Source organism: Aeromonas oralensis (genome assembly GCF_049665575.1).
Lineage (GTDB): Bacteria > Pseudomonadota > Gammaproteobacteria > Enterobacterales > Aeromonadaceae > Aeromonas > Aeromonas hydrophila.
In genome coordinates, this window is the sequence record NZ_CP187186.1 from 424,473 (window position 1) to 451,115 (window position 26,643).

The following is a 26,643-nucleotide window of genomic DNA, read 5'->3' on the forward strand; positions in this document are numbered from 1 at the left end:
TATGAAACAAGACCAACTGCTTGAGTACCTCGAACATTTCACTTCGGTAACGGACGGGGATCGTTTGGCCGAGTTGATCGGTCGGTTCACGCTCGGTATGGGTTACGACTACTACCGGTTTGCGCTGATCATTCCCATGTCGATGCAAAGACCCAAGGTGGTGCTGTTCAACCAGTGCCCAGATTCCTGGGTGCAGGCCTACACGGCCAACCATATGCTGGCCTGTGATCCCATCATTCAATTGGCCCGCAAGCAGACCTTGCCCATTTACTGGAACCGGCTGGATGAGCGGGCGCGTTTTCTGCAAGAGGGCAGTCTTGACGTGATGGGGTTGGCGGCGGAGTTCGGGCTGCGCAACGGAATTTCGTTCCCGTTGCACGGTGCGGCGGGGGAGAACGGCATACTGTCGTTCATCACCGCCGAGCGGGCATCGAGCGATCTGCTGCTGGAGTCCTCGCCCATCCTCTCCTGGATGTCCAACTACATCTTCGAGGCGGCGATCCGGATTGTGCGGGTCAGTCTGCGGGAAGATGACCCTCAGGAGGCCCTGACTGACCGGGAGACCGAATGCCTGTTCTGGGCCAGTGAAGGGAAAACGTCGGGTGAAATCGCCTGCATCCTGGGGATCACGGAGCGAACCGTGAACTACCACCTCAATCAGGTCACCCGTAAAACGGGGTCGATGAATCGCTACCAGGCCATCGCCAAGGGGGTGAGCAGTGGCATTTTGCTGCCCAATCTCGAGCAGGTCATGGTCACCAACTTCCCCAAGCTGATGCAATAAAACCCGATGATTCTCGGGGCAGAGTGACTGGCTAACAATTGTCAGATCCTGCAATTGACAGTCATGGCCGAATGACGGCCCTTCTGCCCCGAAGGGGTTATGCCTGCCGCGCAGTCATTAGCAAAACCAATGGCTCAGCAGATCAATGAATTTCTCTAAATAGAACTGCCCCCTTTATAGTGCCGTCCAATCACTCTGCTGGACGGTTCATCCATGTTTGCTACCACCCTGCAAGGCTTCACCCTCGGCCTTGCCATGATCATTCCCATCGGTGCCCAGAATGCCTTCGTGCTGAGTCGGGGCATCCACCGCAACCACCATCTGCTGACGGCGACCCTCTGCTGCCTGTGCGATCTCGTGCTGATCGGCATCGGAGTATTCGGCGGGGCCAACCTGCTGGCGGCCAGCCCGATCGGCCTGGCCCTGCTGACCTGGGGCGGCGTGCTGTTTCTCGGCTGGTTCGGTATCCGTTCCCTGCGCAGTGCCTGGCGCGGGCAGGGAGCCAAGCTTGCGGACTCGCCACAGTTGATGGGGGTCAAGAGCGTGCTGGCCATGACCCTCGGGGTGACCCTGCTCAACCCCCATGTCTACCTGGATACCCTGATGTTGCTCGGCTCCTTCGGCAGCCAGTTTGCCGAAGAGTTGCGGCCGGCCTTTGCGGCCGGGGCCATGCTGGCCTCGCTGGTCTGGTTCTACAGCCTGGCGTTCGGGGCGGCCGCCCTCTCGCCCTGGCTAGCTCGCGGCAGGGTTCAGCAAGCTATTGATACTATTGTTGGTTTCATCATGCTGGGGCTGGCGTTGCAGCTGGCGAGCGGGGCTCTGCTGGCGTCATAAGGCTATTTTTGTGCCGCACCTCATAAAAATTAATCCCGGCTTCATGCGCTGACATATTCGTCTGTTAAATTCCCGTCGCTGGTAAAGCGACACTCATAATAAAAGGGACAAGACAGTGAATAAAACCATGAAGCTGGGTGCTATTGCAGCCATCGTGCTGTTATCTGCCTGTAGCAATGAAAACGACAGCAAGGCGCAACCGGGTGAGGTTGCCCTGCGTCTGATCCAGACCTCCGATATCCACTCCAACGTACTGGGCTACGACTACTACCAGAACAAGGAAGATCGCAAGTTTGGCCTCTCCCGCACCGCGCTGCTGATCCGCGCGGCCCGCGCCGAAAACCCCAACAACCTGCTGCTCGACAACGGCGACCTGATCCAGGGCACGCCGCTGGCGGACTACATCTTCGAGCAGTCCGGTGCCGGTTACCTCGACAAGCAGGCCCACCCGGTGTTCAAGGCGATGAACGAGCTCGGCTACGATGCCGGCAACCTGGGCAACCACGAATTCAACTACGGGCTGGATTACCTCACCAAGACCCTGCAGGGAGCCAAGTTCCCCTATGTGAACGCCAACGTGTTCGAGGCGGGCGCCTTCAAGCGCGATGCCAAGGGGCAAATAGACTGGAGCGGCAACAAGTTCACCCCCTACCTGCTGCTGGAGCGCAAGGTGAAGGATGACAAGGGCCAGCTGCAGACCGTCAAGGTCGGCATCCTGGGGCTGACCCCGCCGCAGGTGCTGCAGTGGGACAAGCGTCACCTGGAAGGCAAGGTGGTGGTGGCCGACATGGTCGAGACCGCCAACCACTATGTGCCCGAGCTGCGCGCCAAGGGCGCCGATATCGTGGTGGTGGTGGCCCACACCGGCATCAACGCCAGCAGCTACGAGGCCATGATGGAGAACTCCGCCTGGCACCTGGCCAAGGTGAAGGGGGTGGATGCCCTGATGCTGGGCCACGCCCACAAGAACTTCCCGGGTGACTTCCCGGATCTGCCGGAGGTGGACAACAAGGCCGGCACCCTGAGCGGTATTCCGACCGTGATGCCGGGTTACTGGGGCAACCACCTTGGCATCATCGACCTCAAGCTGGAACAGGTGGACGGCAAGTGGCAGGTGAAACAGAGCCAGGCCAGCCTGCGCAAGATCGACTCCAGCGAGGGCAGCGCGGTGGATCAACGGGTGGTGGACCTGGTACAGGCCGACCACGACGCCACCAACCAGTGGCTGGACGAGCCGCTTGGCAAGATCACCTCCTCCATCCACAGTTTCTTCGCTCTGGTGCAGGATGATCCTTCGGTGCAGCTGGTGAGCGATGCCCAGCGCAAACATGCCGAACAGCTGCAAAAAGACGGCCTGCTCAAGGAGTCCTACCCCATCCTGTCGGTGGCAGCGCCGTTCCGTGGCGGCCGCAACGGCATCAATGACTTCACCTACGTGGCTCAGGGCGACATCTCCCTGCGCAACGTCTCCGACCTCTACATCTATCCGAACACCCTGCAGGTGGTCGAGGTGAATGGGGCCACCGTCAAGGAGTGGCTGGAGATGAGTGCCGGCCAGTTCAACCAGATCGACACCGGCAAGACCGAGGTGCAGTGGCTGGTGAACGAGAAGTTCCCCACCTACAACTTCGACGTGATCGACGGGGTCAACTACGAGGTGGATATCACCCAGCCGGCCCGTTACAACAAGGAAGGGGCCAAGGTCAGCGACGGCCAGCGCATCAGCAGCCTCACCTTCAACGGCCAGCCCATCGATCCGGCCCAGAAGTTCTACGTGGTGACCAACAACTACCGCGCCAGCGGCGGCGGCCACTTCCCGGGCATCGACGGCAGCAACATAGTGCATGAAGATCCCTTCGAGACGCGCGAAATCATCGCCCAGTACCTGAAGGCCCAGTCTGCCGACAACCCGGCCGGCTTCAGCCCGGCGGCCAACAACAACTGGCACATGAAGGCCCTGCCGGCCAACGTGGACGTGCGGCTCTACTCCTCGCCTCGCGAGGAGGCCAAACAGCTGGCCGGTGCGGATCTGGAGTACAAGTCCACCCTGCCGATGGATGACGCCCAGCACCCTGGTTACGCCATCTTCCGGCTGATCCGTCAGTAATTCCCGGCCGACATGGCAATAAAAAAAGCCCTCGCACTGCGAGGGCTTTTTCATGGCTATGTCCCAATTACGTGTTGCATGGGGCGCCCCAGCGCCTCATGCAAGCAACATGAGATATTCACTTCCCGCCCATAGCGCTCCAACATCCTTCGCCAACCCAGATAATTCCTCAGATAGTGGGTCGCGACCCCATGGAACCGTTCCATCCACTCCTTCAATCGCCTGTGGTACCCGTTCACATGTTGGATGTGATATGCACCTACCACTCGCTCTCCCGCACGGTTGTGCACCACTTGGTGGGTCATGCCCTGCGACTTGCTGAAACTGGCATACACCCCAGCGCCATCGCTGCACAGGACGGCATCCGGGGCGATAAGCGGCTCAAGCACCGCCTTAACTGCCCTGGCATTCAGCTGCTTCAACTGGAAGTCAGCCAGGTGACCTGCTCTGTCTTGCACCACCATCACCGGGATGTAATCCGGCCCTGTGCCTCGGGTACAGCCTTTGCCTCCACGATGGCGGGCCGGGCGGGGCAATCCGCGCTGTCCTTTGAACGACGCTAAGAAGAAGGTCTCATCGACCTCGACGATACCCTCTTCCCGTACTGCCTGGTGGCTAGCCATGGCCTTCAGGAAGCGGTGGCGCCATAAAAAGGCGGTGTTTTTACCGACCCCACAGCGGAGCGCCGCCTGCCGGACGGTCAGACCTTCGATGAGGGCCTGAGCATAGTCTTCCCAGCATTGTGGCTTGCGAAGTCGGGCGAGAGGCGTGTTGGTGAGAACGGAACTGGTGCGCAAACACTGCTTGCAGCGATAACGGCGCAGCCCGCGAGACCAGCCCCAGGGAGCCAACTGTGTGGCCTCGGCCTGACAGTGAGGGCAGCATTGGCATGCGGGCAGTTGAGTGGCCAACGAGGTGATGGGGTGAGGGGTGGTGAGTTCATGTTGCGCGAGACGACGCTGACGCAAAGTGAGTAATGGGAAGAGGGACAGTAGGTGTTGAAAGGCTTAGGTATCCATGGTGGAGGCCCTCAAGGTGATGACCTACTTCAAGATTAGCCTTTCAACACATAACTGGGACAGAGCCTTTTTCATGGGCGGAGGGTTCCGAGGGCTTAGTTGACCACGGCCACGTTGATGGTGCCGTTGCCCTGGGTCATGCGTACCCGGGCGCCCGGTACGAAGGTGGGGCTGGCCTTTTGCACCACCACGATGGATTCGCCGTTCTCTTTCTTGATCTCGAGTTCGACACCGTCCACCTGGTTGAGCTTGTCACCGGCTGCTTTGCCCGCTGCCGCACCCGCGATGGCGCCACCGGCTGCGGCGATGTCGCTGCCGCGCCCGCCGCCAATGGTGCTGCCGAGCAGGCCGCCGACCACGGCACCGCCGATGGTGCCGATCAGCGAGTTCTCATCGGCCTGGATCTTGACCGGGCGAGTGGAGAGGATGGTGCCGTAGCTGACGGTCTGCACCTGCTTGGCGCGATCCTTGGTGTAGACGTCACCGGAGTAGACGTCGCTGTTGGCACAGCCGCTGAGGGTGGTGGCGGTGGTGGTGGCCAACAGGGCGATGAGGGTAATGCGTTTCAACATGATGGGCCTCCTGGGCTGGCATCTAATCTGGTTTGTTCGGTCAGTGATTCAACTCTACGCCAACCGGATTGAGCATGAAACCAGCAAAGTGTAACCAATTATAAGGCCTGGGCCCCGCAAACCCCGTCACTGCCAGTTCAGCCGAGCCGTTTTTCCAGCAGCAGGCGGTCCTCGCCCGGGCCGAAATAGTCGCGTTCCTCAGCCAGCTGTTGATAACCGAGTCGAAAGTAGAGGCGCTGAGCCGGATTGGCCGGATCCACAGTCAGTCTGACCCGCTCGATCCCCAGTGTCAGCAGTGACTGCTCCACCTGCAGCATCATGCGTTCGGCCAGGCCGAAGCCGCGCGCCTCCGGCAGCACCGCCAGTGACAGCAGCCAGCTTTGCGACCGATCCTGTCCCAGTCCGCCCAGGGCATAACCCAGCAGCTTGCCGTCCAGCTCGGCCACCAGCAGCAGCTCGGGCCACAGATCCATGGCCTGGCGGAAGAAGAAGCCGGGATAGACATCCTCCCCGAATACATTGACGTCGATCTGCCAGATGGCGTGCATGTCGGTGTGGCGCGCCACTCTCAAAACGGGGGGCTGGTGCATCCGGGCTCCTGTGGTGTCGTACGTGCTGCCGGGCGGCAGTCAAAAAGGAGCCACAGGGTAGTGGGCCCGCCGGACTGATGCAAGCGGGTCTGAGGCGCTGAGCGGCAGGGCAGCCCCGACTCAGGGCGGCAGGGGACGGCTGCCCGGTCGTTTGGGGGCCTTGCGACGGCTGTCCAGCAGGTGGCGCAGGGCCAGCCAGGGGTGATGCCACAGCATGCGCGGGCCGCTCCACTTCATCACCAGCTGGATCTGCTTGCGCATGGCCGGGGCATAGCAGTGGATGTGGCAGTTGGCACAGGTGGGCTTGTGGCCGTGACCATAGCGGCAGCGGCGCAGCCGCTGGTGGGCAAACTCCTGCAACTGCTGGCAGTGGCGGCAGGCGGGATCCTGATGATGGTGGTCGCAGTAGAGGCGGATCATGGCGCTGACCGTCTGCTGCTCCCGCTTGAGCCTGGGATGCACGGGCGCCTTGTCGGCACGGGCCGGGCGCGCGGGGTGGGAGTGATGGGTTGTCATGCAGGGCATTGTCCGGACCTGGGGCGACGGGGTCTTGATACAGGTCAAACCGGCAGGCAAAAAAACAGGGCCCGCGGGCCCTGTTTCATCAGACAAGCAGCGTTGTCTGCGCTTAGATGAGGCTGGTTGCCTGCTCCAGCCAGGCGAGATCCTCTCCCTCCAGCAGCGGGCTCAGGCGGCGGTAGACCTCGGCGTGATACTCGTTGATCCAGCGGAACTCGGCCGGGCTCAACAGGCTGCGATCGATGAGGCGGGTATCGAACGGTACATAGGTCAGCCGCTCGAAGCCCAGCATCGGCAGCTCGCCGATCTGCTCCTGCTCGGTGACCACCACCAGGTTCTCGCAACGGATGCCGAAGGCATCTTCCCGGTAGTAACCGGGTTCGTTGGAGAGCACCATGCCCGGCTGCAGGGCCACTAGGCTGCCCTTGGGGGCGATGCGCTGCGGACCTTCGTGCACGCTAAGGAAGTGACCGACGCCGTGGCCGGTACCGTGGTCGTAGTTGTAACCGGCCTGCCACAGCGGCTGGCGGGCCAGCACGTCGAGCTGGATGCCGGCGGTGCCGCGCGGGAAGCGGGCCTGATCCAGCGCGATGTGACCCTGCAGTACCCGGGTGAACATCGCCTTGTGCTCGTCGGTCAGCTCACCCACCTTGATGGTGCGGGTGATGTCGGTGGTGCCGTCCAGATACTGGGCACCGGAGTCCACCAGATAGATGCTGTCCTGGCCAAAGGTGCGCGGGGTGCCGTTGGTGTGGCGGTAGTGGCACATGGCGGCGTTGGGGCCGAGCGCCGAGATGGTGTCGAAGCTTGGCTCGACATAGTGCTCCTGCTCGCGGCGGAAGGCTTCCAGCTGGTCGGCCAGAGTGCCTTCATCCACCCCGTCGAACTCGCCGCTGGCGATCAGCCGATCCAGCCAGGCCAGGAAGCGGGTAACGGCTACGCCGTCGCGCAGATGGGCGGCACGCATGCCGGCCAGCTCAACCTGGTTCTTGCACGCTTTTGGCAGCATGGTCGGGTCCTGACCGGCTACCAGGATGGCGCCCGCCTCTTCCATGACCAGCTGGGTCCAGGCGTTGGCAGTGTTGGGATCGGCCAGTACCTTCTGCTGATCCTCGCCGATGCGCTGCAGCACGTCACCCAGCTTGTCGATGGGGTAGACGGAGACATCCTGCCCCACGTGCTGGCTGAAGGCGAAGCAGTCGATCTTGTCGGTGTCGACGAAGAAATCCATGGTGGCGTTGGCGTAGAGCACAGCAAAGCCCAGCACCACCGGCAGCCGCTCCACGTCGCGACCACGCAGGTTGAGCAGCCAGTTGATGGGCTCGGCCTGGGTCAGCAGCACTGCATCCAGCCCGCGCTTGCGCAGATCGCTGGCCAGCATCTCGCGCTTGGCCTGGCTGGACTGGCCCGCCAGCGCTTCGCTGTAGAGGATGGCCGGATTCTTGGTGGGGGTGGGGCGATCGCTCCAGTGCAGATCGATGGGGTTCTGCTCCACGCGCACCAGCTCGATGCCGCGCTCGGTCAGCACCGCCTTGGCATTGTGATACCAGGCCAGGCTGTGCAGGCGGGCATCAAAGCCGACCCGGGAGCCGGACGGCAGCTGATCCGCCAGCCACTGCACATGGGGATCTTCCACCAGATGGAGAAACTCGAAGAGCTCGGCCGGTGCCTGCATGCGAGCCTGCACCGTGTAACGACCGTCGATGAACAGGGCCGCCCGCTGCGCCAGGATGATGGCGAGGCCGGCGGAGCCGTTGAAACCCGTGATCCAGTCCAGTCGCTCGGCGTAGGCGGGAATGTACTCCCCCAGGTGCTCGTCGTCGTGGGGGACGATGAAGGCGTCCAGCTCCATCATGGCCAGTTCGGCCCTGACCTGGGCGACGCGGGTTTCAATAATCTCGAAATGATTCATGTCGTTAATGCCAGATTGTAGTGATGTGAGTGTTCAGTGGTTGTGGCCGCTGTCCAGGATCCGCTTGACTGACTGGCCAGCCGCCTCGATATGTTGCTTGAGCAGTACCACCGCCTCGTGCTTGCGGCGAGCGCGGCACAGCTCCAGCAGCTGGGCGTGCTCGCGCTCGGCCTTGTCGACGCCATCGCTGGCAAAGAGCAGCTCGAAGCGCACATAGCGGTCACAGCTCAGATTGATCTGGGCGATCAGCTCCAGTGCCTGGGGGCGGCCAGCGGCCTGATAGAGGGTGGCGTGAAAACTGTGGTTCAGTTCGGCCCAGCGTTCGATCTGGGTGCCCGACTCGAGGGCCTGGTCGAACTGGGCGAGGATCGCCTGCGCCCTGGCGAAGGTCTCCTCCGTCATCAGGTCGACGGCGTGGAACAGGGTATCGGCTTCCAGCAGGGCTCGCAAATAAAAGAGCTCCTCGATGGCCGCGGCGTCCAGCATGGTGACCACGGCGCCACGGTGGGCCTCGAACTTCACCAGCCCCTGCGCTTCCAGCTGCATCAGGGCTTCGCGCACCGGAATGCGGCTCACCGCCAGCTCCTTGGCGATGGCGTCCTGGCGCAGGGGGGCGCCGGCGGGAAACTCACCGCGCAGGATCCGGCCACGGAGGTTTTCCATCACCATTTGGGTACGGGTCTTGTAGGGTGGAGTCATGATCGGGTCACAGGGGAATCGTTACAAAATTGTATATTGTATAAAGTTGGGCTGAATCTAACGCGCAAGGGCCCACAAGGCAAGGTTTGGCAGGAGTCAAACGCCGCGCTCTGCTCAAAAAAATACCGGCCAGCTGGGCTGACCGGTATGAGATTGGCAGTAAACGGGCTGGCTGTTACAGCTGCGGGCCTGCCGCTACCAGACGCTTGCCCTCTTCATTGTCGGTGAAGCGCTCGAAGTTCTTGATAAAGCGTCCTGCCAGGTCAACCGCCTTGGCATCCCACTCGGCCTTGTTGGCGTAAGTGTCGCGCGGGTCGAGGATCGCCGGGTTCACGTCGTGCAGGGCGGTCGGCACTTCCAGATTGAAGATCGGCAGCACCTTGGTCTCTGCCTTCTCGATGGAGCCATCCAGGATGGCGTCGATGATGGCGCGGGTGTCCTTGATGGAGATGCGCTTGCCGGTGCCGTTCCAGCCGGTGTTGACCAGGTAGGCTTCCGCGCCGGCGGCTTCCATCCGTTTCACCAGCTCCTGACCGTACTTGGTCGGGTGCAGGGAGAGGAAGGCTGCGCCGAAGCAGGAGGAGAAGGTCGGGGTCGGCTCTGTGATGCCGCGCTCGGTACCGGCCAGTTTGGCGGTGAAGCCAGACAGGAAGTGGTACTTGGTCTGCTCCTTGGTCAGCTTGGAAACCGGGGGCAGCACGCCGAAGGCGTCGGCGGTCAGGAAGATCACCTTGTTGGCGTGACCCGCCTTGGAGACCGGCTTGACGATGTTCTCGATGTGATAGATGGGGTAGGAGACCCGGGTGTTTTCGGTCTTGGAGCCATCGTCGAAGTCGATGGTGCCGTCGGCCGCCACGGTCACGTTCTCCAGCAGCGCATCGCGACGGATGGCGTTGTAGATGTCCGGCTCGGCTTCCTTGGAGAGCTTGATGGTCTTGGCGTAGCAGCCACCTTCGAAGTTGAACACGCCGTCGTCGTCCCAGCCGTGCTCGTCATCGCCGATCAGCTGACGCTTGGGATCTGTGGAGAGGGTGGTCTTGCCGGTACCGGACAGGCCGAAGAAGATGGCCACGTCCCCGTCCTGACCCACGTTGGCGGAGCAGTGCATGGAGGCGATGCCGCGCAGGGGCAGGAAGTAGTTCATCATGGAGAACATCCCCTTCTTCATCTCGCCACCGTACCAGGTGCCGCCGATGAGCTGGATCTTCTCGGTCAGGTTGAAGGCGACGAAGTTCTCGGAGTTGAGACCCTGCTCCTTCCAGTTCGGGTTGGTGCACTTGGCACCGTTCATCACCACGAAGTCCGGTTTGAAGGTTTTCAGCTCTTCATCGCTCGGGCGGATGAACATGTTTTTCACGAAGTGAGCCTGCCAGGCCACCTCGGTGATGATGCGCACGGCCAGGCGGGTGTCCGGGTTGGCACCGCAGAAGCCGTCGACCACGAACAGGCGCTTGCCGGAAAGCTGTTTGGTCACCAGGGATTTCAGATGTGACCACACTTCCGGGCTGATGGCTTTGTTATCGTTTTTACCCTGGTCAGACCACCACACAGTATTCTGGGTAGTGGCGTCTTTAACGATATATTTATCTTTGGGGGAGCGGCCGGTGAAGATGCCGGTATTGACATTGACGGCGCCCAGTTCGGTCACCACGCCGCGCTCGAACCCTTCCAGGTCGGCACGTGTCTCTTCCGCGAACAGCTGGTCGTAGGAAGGGTTGCGCAGGATTTCAGTGGAGTTCTTGATACCGTACTGGTCCAGTCCTAATTGCTTGGCCAGGGTGGGTTCTGCCACGATTGTCATTGTATTCTCCTGGGTTCAGAGGTTGGTAGGGTTCTATCTGGCGTTCATCCTATCACTTAGGTGGTAGAGTTTAGCGATCGCCATCAAACTTTATAAAATAGGGTATTTTTTTGTTATTTAAGTTAAAGGCGGGTTTTGCCCGCCTTCAATTAGTGTAACTTGTTTGCATCATTACCGGGAGCCCTGCTGAACAGGGTTTCGACGTCGATCCCATCAAATTGGTACTGGGCGCCGCAATAATCACAGTGCATGTCGATCTTGCCGAGCTCCTGCACCATCTCCATCACTTCCTCTTTCTCTATCTGCAGCAGAGCCCCTTCGCAACGAGCGCGGGAGCAGGTGCAGCGGAACTCGACCGCCTGCGGATCGAACACCCGCACCTTGTCCTGGTGGTAGAGGCGGTAGAGGATCTCTTCCGCTTCCAGCCCGAACAGCTCTTCATCCTTGATGGTGCTGGTGAGCTGGGTCAGGTGTTCGAAATCGTCGCTGTGATCCTCGCTCTGGGCGGGCAGCTCTTGCAGCAGGATGCCGGCGGCGCGCGGCTCACCCTGGTGGTAGCCGGTGCGGATCCACAGCTTGGTCGCCAGTTGTTCGGATTGGGCGAAGTAGTGCTCCAGGCAGCCGGCCAGGGTGTCGGCGTCCAGCGCTATGATGCCCTGATAGCGTTCACCCTGTTCCGGGGTGATGGTGATGACCAGCTGGCCTTCTCCGATCAGGCTCTGCAGCTTGTCGTCGCTCGGCAGTTCCCCTTCATAGCGGGCCACACCACGCAGCTGCTGGTTGTTGTCGCCGTTGATGACGGCCAGCCGTACCGGGCCGTTGCCCTGCAGCTGCACCGTGATGGAGCCTTCGAACTTGAGGGTGGCGGTCAGCAGGCTGGTGGCGACCAGCAGTTCACCCAGCAGTTTTTGCACCTGTACCGGGGAGTTCTGGGCCTCAACCACGTGGCGGTAGGTGTGGTCCAGCTGGACCAGCTCGCCCCGGACTTCGTACTCTTCGAACAGATAGCGATACAGGAGATCTTGGTTACTCATCATGCATTCCTGGGTTCTTCGGTGGGGTAAATAGATAAAAACATTAATAAACAGCTGGTTAGGAACTTATTCCGGCAACTGTCGTCATAAAAGGGCCATCTTGGCGGGTCAATATTGCTTGACCTTGATCAGCTGGCGCCGCTCCTGCTTGTCGGGGCGACGCTCGGGGCTTGGCGCAAACTGGCTGTTGAAGCGGCGTGCCTCGCTGTTTTCGGCCCGCTTTTTCAGGCTGGCCTCGGTCTCTTCATAGAGCTGCTGGGCCAGCGGGGCGGATTTGCGCTGCTCGCTCACCTCGAGCACCCGCACTTCCCGTTCGTCCTGGCCCTGCCAGCAGCGAATGAGGGCGCCGACCTCGACATGCTTGCCCGGTTTGCTGCGCTGGCCGTTGTAATGCACCTTGCCCCCTTCAATCTGGTCGCGGGCCAGGCTGCGGGTCTTGTAAAAACGTGCCGCCCACAACCACTTGTCGAGACGGACCAGGGCTGGGGTTTCTGCGGGGTTCGGCATGAATCGACTCCGGAATCGCTGAAAGGGGTGCCTGATTATACCAGAGGCGGGCCCCGGGATAGAAACAGGGGGGCTGATGGTGTGACGGAATGTCAATTTTCGCAGCTTCATCCCATCCGGTCGGTTGTCTCTGGGTCCATTGCCGTACACAATAGCCAACCGATTTGGATGCCAGAAAATATTGATAAACATGACGCTACCGTTCAGGGATGACTTGTTGAGCTCCCTTCTGGCCCGTTGTAAAACCGTGCCACTCTCCCGATTCAGCCAGCCTCTGTTCTGGCTTCTGCTGCTGTTGCTGGCCCACCAGTGTGCCGGTCTCACCTGGCGTCTGCTGGATCTCGGCAGCCGGCCCGTCAGCCAGTCCTGGCAACCGTCGGTGGTCGCCAATCAGAGCCAGGGTGCAAACCGGCTTGACCTGAGCGGCGTCAGCCGGCTGGCACTGTTCGGCAAGGCCAAACAGCAGGCCCAGGCGGCCGATGTTGTCGCAGCCGATGCTCCCAAGACCCAGCTCAACGCCCAGCTCAACGGCGTGCTGGCGAGCTCGGACCCGGCCAAATCCATCGCCATCATCGCCCACAACGGGCTGCAGAACTCCTACGGCATCGGTGATCTCATCGATGGTACCCAGGCCAAGATCCGCCAGGTATTCCCGGATCGGGTCATCATCGAGCGGGACGGCCGTGACGAGACCCTGATGCTGGACGGGGAGGAGTACGGCAAGCCGCTGCCCAAGCCGGGCAACCAGGACAGCAAGCTCTCCTCGGTACGCAACGAGCTGATGGGCAACCCCGGCAAGATCACCGATTACCTCAATATTTCCCCGGTCCGGGTCGATGGCCGCATGGTCGGCTATCGCCTCAATCCGGGCAGCAATCCGGAACTGTTCAATCAACTGGGGCTGGTCGCCAACGATATGGCGGTCAGCATCAATGGGCTGGATCTGCGGGATAACGCTCAGGCCATGCAGGCGATGCAGCAGGTGGCTGGCGCAACGGAAATGACCGTCACCGTCGAGCGGCAAGGACAGCTCTACGACGTTTATGTCGGCTTGTCAGAATAATGATTTGGAGTAGCACCAAGAATGAGAAATAAAGGGAAGGGCTGGCGTCTGGCCACCGTGGCTGCGGCGCTGATGATGGCAGGTTCTGCCTGGGCCACCGAATATTCCGCCAGCTTCAAGAATGCCGACATCGAAGAGTTCATCAACACGGTCGGCAAGAACCTGAACAAGACCATCATCATCGAGCCTTCGGTGCGCGGCAAGATCAACGTCCGCAGCTATGACCTGCTCAACGAAGACCAGTACTACCAGTTCTTCCTGAGCGTGCTCGACGTCTATGGCTTCGCCGTGGTCCCGATGGACAACGGCGTGCTCAAGGTGGTGCGCTCCAAGGATGCCAAGACCTCCGCCATCCCGGTGGTGGACGAGAGCAACCCCGGCAGCGGTGACGAGATGGTGACCCGGGTCGTGCCGGTGCGCAACGTCTCGGTGCGCGAACTGGCGCCGCTGCTGCGCCAGCTCAACGACAACGCCGGCGGCGGCAACGTGGTCCATTACGACCCCTCCAACGTGTTGCTGATCACCGGCCGCGCCGCCGTGGTCAACCGGCTGGTGGAAGTGGTACGCCGGGTCGACAAGGCGGGCGACCAGGAAGTGGACATCGTCAAGCTCAAGTACGCCTCCGCCGGCGAGATGGTGCGGCTGGTGACCAACCTCAACAAGGACGGCAACAATCAGGGTGGCAACACCTCCCTGCTGCTGGCCCCCAAGGTGGTGGCCGACGAGCGCACCAACTCGGTGGTGGTGAGCGGCGAGCCCAAGGCGCGCGCCCGCATCATCCAGATGGTGCACCAGCTCGACCGTGACCTGCAGAGCCAGGGCAACACCCGGGTCTTCTATCTGAAGTACGGCAAGGCCAAGGATCTGGTGGAGGTGCTCAAAGGCGTCAGCTCCAGCATCGAGGCGGACAAGAAGGGCGGCGCGGCCACCACCACAGGCGGTGGCGGTGCCAGCATCGGCGGTGGCAAGCTGGCCATCTCCGCCGACGAGACCACCAATGCGCTGGTGATCACCGCCCAGCCGGACGTGATGGCCGAGCTGGAGCAGGTGGTCGCCAAGCTCGACATTCGCCGTGCCCAGGTGCTGGTGGAGGCGATCATCGTCGAGATCGCCGATGGCGACGGCCTCAACCTCGGGGTGCAGTGGGCCAACACCAATGGAGGTGGCACCCAGTTTACCGACACAGGTCTGCCCATCGGTTCGGTGGCCATCGCCGCCAAGGATTACCAGAAGAACGGCACCACCACCGGCCTGGCCTCGCTGGCCAAGGATTTCAACGGTATGGCGGCCGGCTTCTACAAGGGTAACTGGGCCGCGCTGGTGACGGCCCTGTCGACCGATACCAAGAACGATATTCTCTCCACCCCGAGTATCGTCACCATGGACAACAAGGAAGCCTCCTTCAACGTCGGCCAGGAAGTGCCGGTGCAGAGCGGCTCCCAGAGCTCCACCACCAGCGATCAGGTGTTCAACACCATCGAGCGCAAGACGGTGGGTACCAAGCTGGTGGTAACGCCGCAGATCAACGAGGGGGATTCCGTGCTGCTCAACATCGAGCAGGAAGTTTCCAGTGTGGCGCAGACCCAGGCTCCCGGTACCAGCACGCTGGGCCCGACCTTCGATACCCGTACCATCAAGAACGCGGTGCTGGTGAAGAGCGGCGAGACAGTAGTACTGGGTGGCTTGATGGACGAGAAGACCCAGGAGAAGGTTTCCAAGGTGCCGCTGCTCGGCGACATCCCGGTGCTGGGCTATCTGTTCCGTTCTACCTCCAACTCGACCTCCAAGCGCAATCTGATGGTCTTTATCCGACCGACCATTTTGCGTGATGCCGATGTCTACAGCGGTATCTCCAGCAACAAGTATTCCCAGTTCCGCTCCGAGCAGCAGGAGGCGGCGGCGCAGGAGGGGTACCTCACCTCGCCCAAGCGCCAGGTGCTGCCCGAGTACGGCCAGGGCGTGACCATGTCGCCCGAGGTGCAGAAGCAGCTCCAGCAGACACAGTCGGCCCCGCAGACGAGCGGCGGGTCCCAGCCATTCGTGGGTAACAAGTAATGGCGGCATACCAGCTGGATGGCGTCGACATGCCAGCAGCCCTGCCCGAGCTGCCGTTTGCCTTCGCCCGCAACTTCGGGGTGATCCTGACCGAGCGGCAGGGGGCCCCGGTGCTGCTCTGCCGCCAGGGCGTGACGCCGCAAACCCTGCTGGAAGTGCGGCGGGTGGCGGGCTGCGCCTTCACGGTGGAGCAGATGGACGGCGAGGCCTTCGAAGAGCTGCTGATGGCCCACTACCAGCGCGACTCTTCCGAGGCGCGCCAGCTGATGGAGGATCTCGGCAACGAGATGGACTTCTTCGCGCTGGCCGAAGAGCTGCCCCAGAGTGAAGACCTGCTGGATGCCGACGACGACGCCCCCATCATCCGCCTCATCAACGCCATGTTGAGCGAGGCGATAAAAGAAGAGGCGTCCGACATCCACATCGAGACCTTCGAGCGGGCCCTGGTGATCCGGTTTCGCATCGATGGGGTGCTGCGGGAGATCCTGCGCCCCCATCGCAAGCTCGCCTCCTTGCTGGTGTCGCGCATCAAGGTCATGTCGCGGATGGACATCGCCGAGAAGCGGGTACCGCAGGATGGCCGCATCTCGTTGCGCATCGGCGGTCGGGCGGTGGACGTGCGGGTCTCCACCATGCCGTCCAGCTACGGCGAGCGGGTGGTGCTGCGTCTCTTGGACAAGAACAACGTGCGGCTCGAGCTCAAGCAACTCGGCATGACGCTGGCCAACCGCAACATCATCAGCGAACTCATTCGCAAGCCCCACGGCATCATTCTGGTGACGGGCCCGACCGGTTCGGGCAAGTCGACCACCCTTTACGCGGCCCTCTCCGAGATCAACTCGCGGGATCGCAACATCCTGACCGTCGAAGACCCCATCGAATATGACCTCGAAGGGGTGGGCCAGACCCAGGTCAACAGCAAGGTGGACATGACCTTCGCCCGCGGCCTGCGCGCCATTCTGCGCCAAGACCCGGATGTGGTGATGGTGGGGGAAATTCGTGACCTCGAGACCGCCCAGATCGCGGTGCAGGCGTCATTGACCGGTCACCTGGTGATGTCGACCCTGCACACCAACACCGCTATCGGCGCCATCACCCGGATGCGGGACATGGGCATCGAGCCCTTCCTGCTCTCCTCGTCGCTGCTGGCGGTGCTGGCCCAGCGGCTGGTGCGCACCCTCTGCCCCGATTGCCGCGCGCCGCGCCCCATCACCGAGCAGGAGCGCATTGCCATGGGCATCGAGCTGGCGCCGGATCAGCAGGTGTGGCGGCCAGTGGGCTGCGAGCAGTGCAACCACACCGGCTATCGCGGCCGGACCGGTATCCACGAGCTGGTGGTGATCGACGAAGCGGTGCGCGAGGCGATCCACAGCGCCAGCGGCGAGCTGGCCATCGAGCGGCTGATCCGGGGTCACACCCCCAGCATCCGCCGCGACGGCATCGACAAGGTACTCAAGGGGCAGACCAGCCTCGAAGAGGTGCTGCGCGTGACCCGGGAAGACTGAGATGGCAGCATTCGAATACAAGGCCCTCGACGGCAAGGGACGCAACAAGAGCGGCGTGCTGGAGGGGGATTCCGCCCGCCAGGTACGCCAGCTGTTGCGCGAGCAGGGGCTGACCCCGCTCGAGGTGAACGAGACCACCGAGAAGGCCAAGCGCGAGGCGAACCGCTTCGTGTTGTTCCGTCGTGGTGCCAGCACCGCCGAGCTGGCGATGATCACTCGCCAGCTGGCGACTTTGGTGGGGGCTGGCCTCACCATCGAAGAGGCGCTCAAGGCCGTCGCCGAGCAGTGCGAGAAGGCTCACCTGCGCAGCATGGTGGCCACGGTGCGCAGCAAGGTGGTGGAGGGCTATTCGCTGGCCGATTCGCTGGCGGCCTTTCCCCATGTGTTCGATCAGCTGTTCCGCTCCATGGTAGCGGCCGGCGAGAAGTCCGGTCACCTGGAGAAGGTGCTCAACCGCCTCGCCGACTACACCGAGCAGCGTCAGCACATGCGCACCAAGCTGCTGCAGGCGATGATCTACCCCATCGTATTGACCTGCGTCGCCATCGGCGTCATCTCCATCCTGCTCACCGCCGTGGTGCCCAAGGTGGTGGCCCAGTTCGAACACATGGGTCAGCAACTGCCGGCCACCACCCGCTTCCTTATCGGTACCAGCGAGCTGATGCAGCACTACGGCCTCTGGTTCCTGTTGCTGCTGCTGCTGGGTGGCTTTGTCTGGCGCTGGTGGCTGACCGACGACAAGCGTCGCCGTCACTGGCACCAGCTGATCCTGCGCCTGCCGGTGATCGGCCGGGTCAGCCGCGGTCTCAACACTGCCCGTTTCGCCCGCACCCTGAGCATCCTCAACGCCAGCGCCGTGCCGCTGCTGGAGGGGATGAAGATCTCCGGGGAAGTGCTCTCCAACGACTTTGCCCGCATGCGCATCGGTGAAGCCACCGAGCGGGTGCGGGAGGGGACCAGCCTGCGCAAGTCGCTGGATGAAACCAAAATTTTTCCGCCCATGATGCTGCACATGATCGCCTCCGGCGAGCAGAGCGGCGAGCTCGACAACATGCTGGAGCGGGCGGCGGACAACCAGGATCGGGAGTTCGAAACCCAGGTGAACATCGCCCTCGGGGTGTTCGAACCCATGCTGGTGGTCTCCATGGCCGGGGTGGTGCTGTTTATCGTGATGTCGATCCTGCAGCCGATCCTCGAGCTCAACAATATGGTGAATTTGTAAGGTTCGGACGTTCGAATACGCTTCGCTATTCGAACCTACCAATCCAATCAACTCAGTAGGTTCGATTAGCCGACAGGCGTCATCGAACGATCGAGGTTTAACAATTTATCGTTGATGGTTCATGCCATCTCATTTCGTGAGGGAGTAAGTCATGCAAAAGCGTCGTCAATCGGGTTTTACCCTGCTGGAAGTGATGGTGGTCATCGTGATCCTGGGGATCCTGGCCAGCCTGGTGGTGCCCAACCTGATGGGCAACAAGGAGAAGGCCGACCAGCAGAAAGCGGTCTCCGACATAGTGGCGCTGGAAAACGCCCTCGACATGTACAAGCTGGACAACAACCGCTACCCGACCACCGAGCAGGGGCTGGACGCGCTGGTCAACAAACCGACCGCCGCACCTGAGCCGCGCAGCTACCGCGAAGGGGGCTATATCAAGCGCCTGCCGCAGGATCCCTGGGGCAACCCGTACCAGATGCTGAGCCCGGGCCAGTTTGGCAAGATCGACATCTTCTCCATGGGGCTGGATGGCGAAGCCGGTACCGATGACGACATCGGCAACTGGAACCTGAAGGATTTCCAATAAGTGATCTCGCCGCGTCGCGCTCACCGAGTCATCCCGAGGCTGCCTGAATGAAGGTGGCCTCTTCTACCCGTCGCCAGGCCGGTTTTACCCTGCTGGAAGTGTTGCTGGTGGCCATGTTGATGGGTCGGCTCGAGGCCACTGCCATGCAGTTGAGGTTGGTGCCATGAAACATAGTCGTCAGGCCGGTTTTACTCTGCTGGAAGTGTTGCTGGTCGCCATGTTGATGGGGCTGGTTGCCACTGCCGTCACCCTCAGCATGGGCGGCGCCAGGGGGGATAGAGAGCTCGACAAGCAGGCGCGCCGCTTCATGGCCGTGCTGCAGCAGGCGCAGGAGTACTCGGTGATGGATGGCCGGCTGGTGGGCCTGCGTGTCGAGGACAACAGCTGGCAGTTCATGCAGCGCGCGGCCAAGGATCGCAAGTGGCAGGTAATGAGTGGTGACAAGCTGCTGGATCGGGTCGAGTTGCCCGACAACATGCGGCTGGCCATCGAGCTCGAGGGCTTCAGCTGGCGGACCGACTCCGACGAGAAGTACGAGAAGGGGCGCGACGAGAAGGAGCGCACCCCGCAGGTGTTCATCTTTCCTGGTGGCGAGCTGACCCCCTTCGTGCTGACCCTGACCCAGCAGGACGACGATCTGCGCTATGTGCGCACGGTCAAGGCGGACGAGTTCGGCCGCCTGCGCCTGCTGCAGGACGAGGAGGAAGAGGAATGAACGCCCGCGGCATGACCCTGCTGGAAGTCATGGTGGCGCTGGCGGTGTTTGCCATCGCCGGGCTGGCGGTGATGAAGACCGCCAGCGAGCACCTCTCCGGCCTCAACTATCTGGAGCAGAAGACCCTGGCGACCTGGGTGGTGGAGAACCAGCTGGTGCAGCAGAAGCTCGAAGCCAAGTGGCCCGGTGACAGCTGGGTGGAAGGGGACGAGCAGATGGCGGGCCAGACCTGGTACTGGCGCTATCGCGGCGTCGCCACTGCAGACAGCAACTTCAAGGCGCTGGACATGGAAGTGCGTACCGCGCCCAAGGCTGACAGCCCGGTGGCCATGATCCGGACCTATATCAGCCGATGAACCTGCATCAAGGTGTCTCCATAAGCCGGAGCCGGCATCAGCCGATGAACCTGAATCCGCTTTTCCCCACGCACCGGCACCAACGTCAGGCGGGGTTTACCCTGCTGGAGATGCTGGTGGCCATCGCCATCTTCGCCGGCCTGAGCCTGGGCGCCTATCAGGTGCTGCAAGGGGTGCTCACCAGCGACGAGGTGGCCAAGCGCAAGGAAGCTCGTCTCTCCGAGCTGCAACTGGCCTTCTCCGTGCTGGAACGGGACATCACCCAGATGGTGCCGCGCAGCGGCCGCATCGACGGTGAGAACAACAAGGTGCTGCTGGCGGCCTCCCGTTTCGGCCAGCAGAGTGACGACTGGGGCATGGCCTTCATGCGCGGCGGCTGGCTCAACCCGGACGGCATGCTGCCGCGCTCCGGCCTGCAGCGGGTCGGTTGGCGCCTCAAGGATCACAAGCTGGAGCGGCTGAGCTACCTCTACCCGGATCCGGTGATCGGCACCGAGCCGCGCATCCAGCCGATGCTGGAGCGGGTGACGGCGCTGCGGCTCTACTTCTACGACAAGGGTGCCTGGAAAGAGGAGTGGACCCAGCGCAACGTGCTGCCCTACGGGCTGGCGGTGGAGCTGGATCTGGAAGACTACGGCACCATCCGCCGCCAGTTCCTGATCGGGGCCGGTGGTCAGAGGGCAGAGAATGGTAACTGAGCGTCATTTTCCCCTGTCCGTCACCGAGGATGACGGCACTATTCGACGTCGCCAGTTCCTGATCGGCGCCGGCGGCCAGCGAGCGGACAATGGCAATTAAGCGCGGCCGGGGCCGATCCCGCACCACTCCGGGTCGCCAGGGGGGCATGGCCCTGCTGGTGGTGCTGCTCATCCTGTCGGTGATGGTGATCATCGCCAGCAACATGAGCGGCCGGTTGCAGCTGGAGCTGCGCCGCACCGCCAACCTCACCGCCGGCAAGCAGGCCTGGTGGTATGCCATGTCGGCGGAGGCGCTGGTGAGCAAGGTGCTGGCCCAGGATTTCAAGGACGACCCCAACGTGGTCAGCCTGGGGCAGAACTGGGCGCGCCAGGATGCGGTCTTCCCGGTGGATGACGGCAAGCTCACCGGCCGGGTGCGTGATCTGCAATCCTGCTTCAACCTCAACAGCCTGAGCGTGCCGTTGAAGGACGGGATCAGCGGCGACGATCTGGAGAAGCAGCCCTATCCGGTCAAGGTGTTCAAGGCGCTGCTCAAGCAGCTCGAGGTGGAAGATTACGAGGCGGTGCAGCTGACCGATGCCATCCGCGACTGGACCGACAAGGATACCGTGCTGGTGTCGAGCTACGGCGCCGAGGATGCCTATTACGAAGGGCTCACTCCCCCTTACCTGACTGCCAACCAGTGGATGCTCGGCACCGACGAGCTGCGGGCGGTGCGCGGGGTGAGCGCCAAACTGTACGCCCGGCTGGCGCCCTATGTGTGCGCCCTGCCCAACGACAAGCTGGTGGTGAACGTCAATACCATCCGGCCGGAGCAGTCGGCCCTGCTGGTGGCGCTCTATCTGGACAAGGTGGGGCTGGACGATGCCAAGCGGGTGCTGACCAGCCGCCCCCAGAAGGGGTGGAAGAACAAGAAGGAGATGACGGACCAGATGCCGCTGCAGGTGAGCTCCATTCCGGGGCTGGATGCGGCGCTGGACGTCAAGAGCAGCTATTTCGAGGCCAGGCTGATTGCCGAGGTGGGTGACACCCGGGCCCGGCTGGAGAGCGTCTTCGTGCGCGGCAAGGACAACAAGCTGGTGATGCTGCGCCGTCTGAACGGCGGCGCCGAATAACAAGGGAGGCGGGCAACGGCCGTTGGCCGGCCCGCGCCATCCCCCGATTGGACTGCAGCCCATGGCTGCGCGCCCGCCCATCCCGAGGGATGCGAGCGAGCATGGCAGGAGAGACATTAGTGAGCGAGAGTCTGGTCATCCGTCTGGGGACCAATGCGCAGCAGCCGGTCGAGTGGCTGGTGTGGTCGGGTGGGGAAGAGGAGGTGATCGCCTCCGGTACCCTGGCCTCGGCCCATGCCCTTGGCGAGCTGCAGGAGCGGGCCGGTGGCCGCCCGGCGGTGGTGCTGGTGCCCGGCAGCGATCTTATCTTCCGGCGGGTGAGCCTGCCGGGCAAATACAGCCGCCAGTCTGCGGCCGCCTTGCCCTATCTGCTGGAGGAGCAAATCGCCTCCGACGTGGATGAGCTGCACCTGGTGGTGCTGGGTCATCAGGGTCACGAGGTGGACCTGATGGCGGTCGACAAGGAGAAGATGCAGACCTGGCTCGGCTGGCTGGAGCAGGCCGGTCTCAAGAGTCGGCAACTGCTGCCGGACGTGCTGGCGCTGCCGCTGGCGAGCGAGGGCTGGTCGGCGCTGCAGCTGGGCAAGGAGTGGCTGGTCCGCCAGGGCCCCTGTCAGGGCATCGTCGCCGACGAGCCGCTGCTGGCTATGTTGCTGGCGGCGGAGCCGGCATCGGTGACCATTCACAGCCATACCCCGCCGCCGGCCATTGCGGCGGCCAGCTGGCATGCGGCCGATCCCGAGCTGCCCATGCTGTTGCTGGCCCGTGGCGCGCTCGCCAGTCAGGCCAACCTGCTGCAGGGCCCCTACCGGCCGCAGACCGAATACTCCCGCTACTGGCAGCAGTGGCGCAAGGTGGCGGTGGTGGCCGGAGCGCTGCTGGTGGTGGCGTTCGCCCAGCGCGGCGTGCAGCTCTATCAGCTGACGGAGCAGGACAAGGCGCTCAAGGCGGAGATCCGGCAGGTCTACACCCGGATCTTCCCGGGGGAGAGCCGCATCGTCAACGTGCGCAGCCAGATGACCCAGCACCTCCAGCAGCTTGGGCAGACGCCGCAGGATGGGGTGTTGATGGTGCTGACCGAGCTGGCGCCCACCTTCGCCGAAGTGCCCGGCCTCAAGCCCGAGGTGCTGCGTTTCGACGCGGCTCGCGGCGAGCTCAGGCTGCAGGTGACGGCCCCCGGTTTTGCCGAGATCGAACGTTTTCGCGAGCTGGCCGGCAAGCGCTTCGACGTGCAGCAGGGGGAGGTGCGCAGCACCGAAGGCAAGGTTGAAGGGGCACTGGTGCTGAAGGGTAAATCATCATGATGGACAAACTACAAGGCTGGTGGCGCGGCATCAGCGCCCGCGAGCAGCGGCTGGTGGCGGTGGGCGGCAGCGTGCTGTTGATCGGCTTCTGCTACTGGGTCATCTGGCAGCCCATCGGCAATCGCATCGACGAGCGGGAGCGGCAGGTATTGAGCCAGCAGCAGACCCTCGCCTGGCTGAAAGAGAAGGGTGAAGAGGTGCTGGCGCTGCAGGGTGGTCAGGGCCGCCAGCTCGATACCAGCGGCACCCTGGAAGGGGTGGTCAACCGCACCGCCTTCAACCAGAAGATCAAGATTGCCCGGTTGCAGCCCCAGGGCCAGGAGCTGCAGGTGTGGATCGACACGGTGGCGTTCGATGATCTGCTGATCTGGCTGGCGACCCTGGCGGATCGCCATGGCGTGCAGGTGCAGGTGATCGAGGTGGCCCGCGAGAATCTGGCGCCCGGTCTGGTCAAGGTACGCCGCTTGCAGCTGAGCCGTCCCCAATGAAACAACGCGTCCCGAGCAGGGCCATGCGCCTGCTCGGGCGTTTGCAGTCGAGTCGTTTTCTATGAAGCAAAGAGTGCTGATTGCCGTGCTGTTTCTGGCGGCCTATCTGGTTTTCCTGCTGGCCAAGCTGCCGGCGTCACTGGTGGTGCGCTACTTGCCGCTACCGCCCCTGATACAGCTGGAAGGGGTTAGCGGCACCCTCTGGAGCGGCCAGGTTGCCCGCCTGCAATACGCCAGCGAGTCGCTGACCCAGCTGCGCTGGGAGCTCAACGGCTGGTCGCTGCTGCGTTTTGCCCCTGAGGTGTCCCTGCGCTTTGGCGAGCGCAGCGGCCTCAACGGGCAGGGGGTGGTTGGCTGGAGCGGCGCCGCCTTTGGTCGCGACATCACCCTCAACGTGCCGGCCCCCTGGCTGCTGGCGCGGGTGCCGATGCAGCTGCCCGTGCCGGTGACGGTGGCCGGCCAGCTGCAGCTCAAGCTCGATCAGGTTGCCCAGGGCAACCCCTGGTGCGACAACCTCTACGGCAACCTCTACTGGTACGGGGCCGATGCCGATACCCCGGCCGGCAAGCTGGTGCTGGGGGATCCCGAGATCAAGCTGACCTGCATCGACTCCCGGCTGGTGGCCGAGCTCAAGCAGGGCTCGGAGGCCGTACAGGTGCAGGGCAAGCTGGAGCTGCAGGCCAATCGCCAGTACCTGTTCCAGGGCACCCTGAAACCCGGGCCCGAGCTGCCGGAGCAGATGAAGCAGGGGCTGCCCTTCCTCGGCCAGCCCGACGGTCAGGGGCGCTTCCCGCTGCGCTATCAGGGCCGCATCTGACGACCTTGCTGTCTGAGCTAGCAAACATCAACACCACCCCGCCCCGGCGGGGTGGTGTCGTTATGGGGCCGCGGCGGCCGGCGCCGTGATGAGGTGATTGAGGAAGAAGCGGAACAGCTCGGCCCGCGAGCGCAGGTGCAGCTTGGCGTAGAGGTGCTTGCGATGATTCTTCACCGTACCGCTGCCTATGCCGAGCTCCGCGGCAATCGCCTCGGTGTCGAGCCCCTGCAACAGCAATCCCGCCACCTGACGCTCGCGGCGGGTGAGGCTTGCGCCCCCCACGCTGGCGATGGCCTGCTCCACGGTCGCCTTGAGATCGGTGCCACCCGGCAGTGCCGGACTCTGTGCCAGCAGGGCGGCCCCCTCCCGCCAGTGTTGGCGGCACAACGAATGGACCAGCGGAAACAGCGCCTCCAGCCGGGCCAGCTCGTCACGGCTGAGGCTGCTGCGCTTGTCGAGGCGGCCCAGAAACAGCATCAGGGTGAAGCCGCCGCGCACCGGCAGGATCAGCCCCACCTCCTCCTGCCAGCCGGTGGCCTGATAGAAGTGGTGGCGATACTCGGGGTCGAGCCGCCCGCGCGACACTTGCGCCAGCGTCCAGACCCCGGCAGGTAAGCCCTGCTCCAGCGCCTGCATAAAGGGATCCTGACTGAAGTGGCGGGTGAGGTAGCGATCAAACAGCAGCGCCCGCTGGTGGTGCAGGTTGTCATAGAGGTAGACGGGCCGTTGCCCCACCCCGAGCAGCAGGGCACAGTCGAACGCCACCTGTTGCTGGATCAGGCGCACCAGGGCCGCCGCAAAGGTACTGCCGTGCAGGGCATCGACGACGGCGGTGAGGTTCGTGGTCAGGGAATCTGCGGTGAGGGGTTGGGTCATGGCGATGGCTTCCGGGTGGCGGGCAGGCTCCCCGCGATGGTCATGCGATGGTCATGCGATGGTCACACGATAGCCGGATGCTAGCACGAGAGTGGCAAAACTGTCCCCTAGGGGACATATTCGGCGCAGACCAAAGCGGCGAGGATGTGGGCTTTCCTCTTGCTGTTGGAGCACCCATGATCAACCCCCACCTGCTCGATGAGCTGACCCGACGCGGCCTGGTGGCCCAGAACTCCGACCCGGCGGCGCTGGCCGACCATCTTGCCACCCCGCGCACCGTCTACTGCGGGTTCGATCCCACCGCTGGCAGCCTGCACATCGGCCATCTGGTGCCACTGTTGATGCTGCGCCGCTTCCAGCTGGCGGGCCACACCCCGGTGGCACTGGTGGGTGGGGCCACCGGCCTTATCGGCGATCCCAGCTTCAAGGCGACCGAGCGCAACCTCAACAGTGCCGAGACGGTGCAGGGCTGGGTGGCCAGCCTGTCGGCCCAGATAAAAGCGCTGCTGCCGGCCAGCGAAGGGCTGGCGGCGCCGTTGCTGGTCAACAACGCCGACTGGATGGGGCAGATCTCTGCCCTCGATTTTCTGCGCGACATCGGCAAGCACTTCTCGGTCAACGCCATGTTGGCCCGCGAATCGGTGCGCCAGCGGCTGGCCCGCCCGGATCAGGGCATCTCCTTCACCGAGTTCTCCTACGCTCTGCTGCAATCCCAGGACTTCGCGGTGCTCAACCAGCGCCTCGGCTGCACCCTGCAGATCGGCGGCAACGATCAATGGGGCAACATTACCAGCGGCATGGACCTCACCCGCCGCCTCCATCAGGCCCAGGTCTATGGCATGACGCTGCCGCTCATCACCAAGGCGGACGGCACCAAGTTTGGCAAGACCGAGGGCGGCGCTATCTGGCTCGATCCGGCGCTCACATCTCCCTACGCCTTCTACCAGTTCTGGCTCGGCACCGCGGACGAGGATGTCTACCGCTTCCTGCGCTACTACAGCTTTATGCCGCTGAGCGAGATTGAGGCGCTGGAGGCGGAGGATGCGAAGCGACAGGGACGCAAGCTGGCGCAGCAGGTGCTGGCCGACGAGCTGACCGAGCTGGTGCACGGCAAGGGGGCGCTGGCTGCAGCGCAGCGCATCAGCGAATTGCTGTTCAGTGGCGACGTAGCGCGCCTTGGGGAAAGCGATCTGGCCCAGTTGGCGCAGGATGGCATGCCGGGCTGGTGTATCGAGGGGGAAACCAGCCTGGTGACCCTGCTGGTGGAGAGCGGTCTGGCCAACTCCAGGCGGATCGCCCGCGAGCTGCTGGCGGCAGGCGCCATCAGCCTCAACGGCGAGATCCGCCGGGATGAGCCACTGACGGCGACCGACCGGCTGTTCGGCCGCTACCTGCTGCTGCGCCGGGGCAAGAAGCAGTACCGGCTGGTGACGTGGCTGGGGTGAGCGACCCGGGATCGACAAGGGCT

The 26,643-nt window shown here is 63.0% G+C and carries 26 protein-coding genes and 1 pseudogene; 17 read left to right on the forward strand and 10 right to left on the reverse strand.

Annotated elements, in window-relative coordinates; translation table 11 throughout:
• Position 1: 1 nt before the first annotated feature.
• The 3 genes from ACPDZI_RS02105 to ACPDZI_RS02115 all read left to right on the forward strand — a co-directional run bounded on the left by ACPDZI_RS02105 (position 2) and on the right by ACPDZI_RS02115 (position 3,725).
• On the forward strand, positions 2-784 hold the full coding sequence (locus tag ACPDZI_RS02105; RefSeq protein ID WP_076361576.1) for a LuxR family transcriptional regulator: 783 nt from the start codon (positions 2-4) through the stop codon (positions 782-784).
• Between the two features lie 213 nt (positions 785-997).
• A complete protein-coding gene (gene lysE / locus ACPDZI_RS02110; protein ID WP_011704530.1) occupies positions 998-1,618 on the forward strand; it encodes an L-lysine exporter in 621 nt (206 codons plus the stop codon).
• A gap of 127 nt (positions 1,619-1,745) precedes the next feature.
• Entirely contained in the window at positions 1,746-3,725 is a 1,980-nt protein-coding gene (locus ACPDZI_RS02115) for a bifunctional 2',3'-cyclic-nucleotide 2'-phosphodiesterase/3'-nucleotidase (RefSeq protein ID WP_029301886.1), read from the forward strand.
• A 56-nt stretch (positions 3,726-3,781) separates the two neighbouring features.
• Here the strand turns inward: ACPDZI_RS02115 and ACPDZI_RS02120 are convergent, their stop codons facing one another.
• The 9 genes from ACPDZI_RS02120 to hslR all read right to left on the reverse strand — a co-directional run bounded on the left by ACPDZI_RS02120 (position 3,782) and on the right by hslR (position 12,378).
• On the reverse strand, positions 3,782-4,717 hold the full coding sequence (locus ACPDZI_RS02120; RefSeq protein ID WP_438834546.1) for an IS1595 family transposase: 936 nt from the start codon (positions 4,715-4,717) through the stop codon (positions 3,782-3,784).
• Positions 4,718-4,839: 122 nt separating this feature from the next.
• Positions 4,840-5,316, reverse strand: coding sequence for a glycine zipper 2TM domain-containing protein (locus ACPDZI_RS02125; protein ID WP_005308463.1), 477 nt, complete (start codon positions 5,314-5,316; stop codon positions 4,840-4,842).
• 137 nt (positions 5,317-5,453) lie between these two features.
• The gene (locus tag ACPDZI_RS02130) at positions 5,454-5,906 is read right to left on the reverse strand and encodes a GNAT family N-acetyltransferase (RefSeq protein ID WP_438833926.1); all 453 of its coding nucleotides are present in this window, start codon (positions 5,904-5,906) and stop codon (positions 5,454-5,456) included.
• A gap of 120 nt (positions 5,907-6,026) precedes the next feature.
• Positions 6,027-6,422: a nitrous oxide-stimulated promoter family protein gene (locus ACPDZI_RS02135; protein WP_026080215.1), complete on the reverse strand. Its 396-nt coding sequence runs from the start codon at positions 6,420-6,422 to the stop codon at positions 6,027-6,029.
• 112 nt (positions 6,423-6,534) lie between these two features.
• Positions 6,535-8,337, reverse strand: coding sequence for an aminopeptidase P family protein (locus tag ACPDZI_RS02140; protein ID WP_438833927.1), 1,803 nt, complete (start codon positions 8,335-8,337; stop codon positions 6,535-6,537).
• Between the two features lie 33 nt (positions 8,338-8,370).
• Positions 8,371-9,036: a GntR family transcriptional regulator gene (locus tag ACPDZI_RS02145; protein ID WP_168967982.1), complete on the reverse strand. Its 666-nt coding sequence runs from the start codon at positions 9,034-9,036 to the stop codon at positions 8,371-8,373.
• Positions 9,037-9,211: 175 nt separating this feature from the next.
• On the reverse strand, positions 9,212-10,837 hold the full coding sequence (gene pckA, locus ACPDZI_RS02150; RefSeq protein ID WP_011704536.1) for a phosphoenolpyruvate carboxykinase (ATP): 1,626 nt from the start codon (positions 10,835-10,837) through the stop codon (positions 9,212-9,214).
• A 149-nt stretch (positions 10,838-10,986) separates the two neighbouring features.
• Positions 10,987-11,871, reverse strand: a complete 885-nt coding sequence (gene hslO, locus ACPDZI_RS02155) for an Hsp33 family molecular chaperone HslO (protein WP_438833928.1) — start codon at positions 11,869-11,871, stop codon at positions 10,987-10,989.
• A 108-nt stretch (positions 11,872-11,979) separates the two neighbouring features.
• Positions 11,980-12,378: a ribosome-associated heat shock protein Hsp15 gene (hslR, locus tag ACPDZI_RS02160; protein WP_016349333.1), complete on the reverse strand. Its 399-nt coding sequence runs from the start codon at positions 12,376-12,378 to the stop codon at positions 11,980-11,982.
• Positions 12,379-12,592: 214 nt separating this feature from the next.
• Between hslR and exeC the strand changes: the two genes are divergently transcribed.
• From exeC to exeN, 13 genes and pseudogenes are all read left to right on the forward strand, one after another.
• Complete coding sequence (gene exeC / locus ACPDZI_RS02165; protein WP_302054596.1) at positions 12,593-13,441, forward strand: GspC family type II secretion system variant ExeC; 849 nt, start codon at positions 12,593-12,595, stop codon at positions 13,439-13,441.
• A gap of 21 nt (positions 13,442-13,462) precedes the next feature.
• Positions 13,463-15,496, forward strand: a complete 2,034-nt coding sequence (gene exeD, locus ACPDZI_RS02170; RefSeq protein WP_263680572.1) for a GspD family T2SS secretin variant ExeD — start codon at positions 13,463-13,465, stop codon at positions 15,494-15,496.
• Positions 15,496-17,001 carry a GspE family T2SS ATPase variant ExeE gene (gene exeE / locus ACPDZI_RS02175; RefSeq protein WP_016349336.1) on the forward strand — a complete coding sequence of 502 codons (1,506 nt, stop codon included), beginning with the start codon at positions 15,496-15,498 and terminating at the stop codon, positions 16,999-17,001. Before exeD ends, exeE begins: the two co-directional genes overlap by 1 nt.
• 1 nt (position 17,002) lies before the next feature.
• Complete coding sequence (gene exeF / locus ACPDZI_RS02180; RefSeq protein WP_166464098.1) at positions 17,003-18,223, forward strand: GspF family T2SS innner membrane protein variant ExeF; 1,221 nt, start codon at positions 17,003-17,005, stop codon at positions 18,221-18,223.
• Between the two features lie 151 nt (positions 18,224-18,374).
• Positions 18,375-18,806: a GspG family T2SS major pseudopilin variant ExeG gene (exeG, locus tag ACPDZI_RS02185; RefSeq protein ID WP_005308483.1), complete on the forward strand. Its 432-nt coding sequence runs from the start codon at positions 18,375-18,377 to the stop codon at positions 18,804-18,806.
• 47 nt (positions 18,807-18,853) lie between these two features.
• Positions 18,854-18,964, forward strand: a pseudogene (locus ACPDZI_RS02190) (type II secretion system protein); the annotation flags it as partial.
• 5 nt (positions 18,965-18,969) lie between these two features.
• Complete coding sequence (gene exeH / locus ACPDZI_RS02195; RefSeq protein ID WP_029301893.1) at positions 18,970-19,521, forward strand: GspH family T2SS minor pseudopilin variant ExeH; 552 nt, start codon at positions 18,970-18,972, stop codon at positions 19,519-19,521.
• Positions 19,518-19,877: a GspI family T2SS minor pseudopilin variant ExeI gene (gene exeI / locus ACPDZI_RS02200; protein ID WP_005308487.1), complete on the forward strand. Its 360-nt coding sequence runs from the start codon at positions 19,518-19,520 to the stop codon at positions 19,875-19,877. Before exeH ends, exeI begins: the two co-directional genes overlap by 4 nt.
• Before the next feature lie 44 nt (positions 19,878-19,921).
• Positions 19,922-20,575: a GspJ family T2SS minor pseudopilin variant ExeJ gene (gene exeJ / locus ACPDZI_RS02205; protein ID WP_016349341.1), complete on the forward strand. Its 654-nt coding sequence runs from the start codon at positions 19,922-19,924 to the stop codon at positions 20,573-20,575.
• Positions 20,576-20,664: 89 nt separating this feature from the next.
• Positions 20,665-21,690, forward strand: coding sequence for a GspK family T2SS minor pseudopilin variant ExeK (exeK, locus tag ACPDZI_RS02210; protein ID WP_252411096.1), 1,026 nt, complete (start codon positions 20,665-20,667; stop codon positions 21,688-21,690).
• A gap of 119 nt (positions 21,691-21,809) precedes the next feature.
• Positions 21,810-22,994 (forward strand): GspL family type II secretion system protein ExeL, encoded by a 1,185-nt coding sequence (exeL, locus tag ACPDZI_RS02215; RefSeq protein ID WP_146061914.1) that lies wholly within the window; start codon positions 21,810-21,812, stop codon positions 22,992-22,994.
• Positions 22,991-23,482, forward strand: coding sequence for a GspM family type II secretion system protein ExeM (exeM, locus tag ACPDZI_RS02220; protein ID WP_016349344.1), 492 nt, complete (start codon positions 22,991-22,993; stop codon positions 23,480-23,482). Before exeL ends, exeM begins: the two co-directional genes overlap by 4 nt.
• Positions 23,483-23,543: 61 nt before the next feature.
• Positions 23,544-24,299, forward strand: a complete 756-nt coding sequence (gene exeN, locus ACPDZI_RS02225) for a GspN family type II secretion system protein ExeN (protein WP_268031723.1) — start codon at positions 23,544-23,546, stop codon at positions 24,297-24,299.
• Positions 24,300-24,359: 60 nt separating this feature from the next.
• On the opposite strand, the gene ACPDZI_RS02230 is transcribed toward exeN, so the two are convergent.
• Complete coding sequence (locus ACPDZI_RS02230; RefSeq protein WP_268031722.1) at positions 24,360-25,175, reverse strand: helix-turn-helix transcriptional regulator; 816 nt, start codon at positions 25,173-25,175, stop codon at positions 24,360-24,362.
• 176 nt (positions 25,176-25,351) lie between these two features.
• On the opposite strand from ACPDZI_RS02230, the gene tyrS reads away from it, so the two are divergent.
• Positions 25,352-26,620 carry a tyrosine--tRNA ligase gene (tyrS, locus tag ACPDZI_RS02235; protein WP_438833929.1) on the forward strand — a complete coding sequence of 423 codons (1,269 nt, stop codon included), beginning with the start codon at positions 25,352-25,354 and terminating at the stop codon, positions 26,618-26,620.
• Positions 26,621-26,643: the final 23 nt, after the last annotated feature.